This window comes from Polyangium sp. 15x6 (assembly GCF_029960785.1).
Lineage (GTDB): Bacteria > Myxococcota_A > Polyangia > Polyangiales > Polyangiaceae > Polyangium.
The window spans coordinates 1-2,009 of sequence record NZ_JASBQE010000240.1 but is presented as its reverse complement, the minus strand read 5'-3'; the positions used below and the strand labels follow the sequence as shown (position 1 = coordinate 2,009).

The window sequence follows — 2,009 nt, the reverse complement described above, 5'->3', positions numbered from 1 at the left end:
CAGGGCGGCGAGGGCGGCGCGGGCGGCGGCTCCGGCGGGATGGGCGGCGAGGGCGGCGCGGGCGGCATGGGCGGCGCCGGAGGCATGGGCGGCGCGGGCGGCGGCGGGATGAACGGTTTTGCCGCGGTGGTGATGCCGTCGAGCCGCGCCGTGCTCGAGGCCGACAATGGCGGCTCGTTTTCGGCCAACTGCGGCGTGCAAAAAGACGGAATCGCGTATGGCGGGCCGTTCACCTCGAAGGTCACCATCTCCCCGCAGGCGGGCGTCGTCGAGAACGGCGGCAAGTACACGTTCGCCGAGGCGGGCATCTTCACGGTGGGCTGCGAGGTCGTGGTCGAAGGACAAACCGTCACGGCCGAGACGCGTGTCTCCGTGCTGAACGAGGCCATCGCGCCGCTGCTCGCGAAGGCGGGCGCGGGGCTTTCGGGCGTCCAGAATGGCGTGCACGCGGTCATCGCGGCGAACGGCGGCTCCGATCAAGCGCTGAAGGACGCGGTCCTCGCGCTCGACGCGAGCCTCGTGGACCTCGACCCGCTCCATTACGCCGAGCTCACCGACGTCCTGCGCAAGATCCCCGGCGATTATCCCACGACCGCCGAGCTCACGGCGGCGGGCGTCGCGAAGAGCCCGGACGACGATTCCCTCGCCGCCGAGTTGGATGCCCTCGGGGCCGCGCTCGCCGATCTCCGGACCACGATCGCCACGATCGACGCGAATGCGCCGAAGGCCGGGGACGAGGCCGCCCTCGCGGCGAAGAGCGCCGCCGTCGAGTCCGCCGTGCAAAAGCTCGTCGTGCTCGAACCCACTGCGCACGGCGTGATCGCCCATCGAACGAAGTTCGCCGCGCTCCTCCGCGATCAGATCGCGCCCGCCGGCCGGTCCGTGGGGCAGCTCGTCAGCGCCATTGCGAAGGCCGAGGCCGCGCCCGTCTTCATGGCCAAGGCCCCGGGCAGCGACGAGAAGAGCGGCGGCGGCAAGAGCAACTTCGGCTTCTTGAGCCTCACGCTCGGCATGTTCAACCAGAACATGATCCACATGCAGATGATCGACAAGATGTATGGGAAATGGATCGAGGCCATCGACAAGAGCCTCAACAACCTGATCCTCATCCAGGCGATCGATTACCTCCTCCCGCCGAACCCGGAGGGGCCCGTCATCGAGATGATGTACGCGAGCTCGAGCATGGGCTTCTCCAAGGTCGGATACGATACCTGGGTCCACGGCCACGGCTTCAACTCGGACCCGAACTTCAACATTTTCATCATCATCGGCGAGGGATGGCAGACCATCGTCGAGAGCGTCTTCACCGCCTGCGGGGTCGGCGAGGCGAACACGCTCCCCGAGATGGTGGACACGGTCGAGCAATGCATCAAGGATGTCAAAGAGGCCGCGCAGAACAGCCTGCCGACGAACTCCATGGAGGTCGTCGAGCCGGGCTTGCTCGCCGATCAGGACATCCACATGGGCCCGTTCCCGGAGGCCTGCTCGAGCGCGATTCCCCTGGCGATCGGCATCGTCCCGGTGAACCTCGCCACGGGCCGCGGCCCGGTTTTCAAGTCGAACTGCATCAAGTGACGTGAATGCCTCGCCGAGCGCATGCGCCTCCTCGGCGCCGCGGCGCTCGGGCCTCCGCCCCGCATTGCATCAACCAGCCTCGATTTTTGCGCCGTGATGGGAACGCTCCAACCTTCCAGTTCGCCCACTTCTATGTGCCGTTGCCCCGTGGTAAGAGCAGAGATCATGCGACGCTCCACTCTCGTCCTCGTCGGCGTGTTTTTCCTTCCCGTCCTCGGCTGTTCACTCGATACGAATGGCGCGAATCCCGTTCCCGGGGGCGGCGGACAAGCGGGCAGCGGCGCGAGCGGGGGCGCGGGAGGCGCGAGCTCGAGCAGCGGGAGCACGGGCACGGGCGGCGTCGGCGGAGCGGGCGGCGCGGGCGCTGGCGGAATCGGAGGCGCGGGCGGGACGGGCGCCGCGGGCGGCGCCGGTGGAATGGGCGGCGCGGGCGG

Annotated in this window: 1 protein-coding gene and 1 pseudogene; both read left to right on the top strand. The window is 68.6% G+C overall.

Features of this window, described 5'->3' with window-relative positions:
• Positions 1 to 1,575: pseudogene (locus tag QHF83_RS53190) on the top strand (hypothetical protein); the annotation flags it as partial.
• Positions 1,576 to 1,740: 165 nt separating this feature from the next.
• Positions 1,741 to 2,009 (top strand): hypothetical protein (locus QHF83_RS53185; RefSeq protein ID WP_282425862.1); only part of this gene is annotated, 269 nt, incomplete at its 3' end.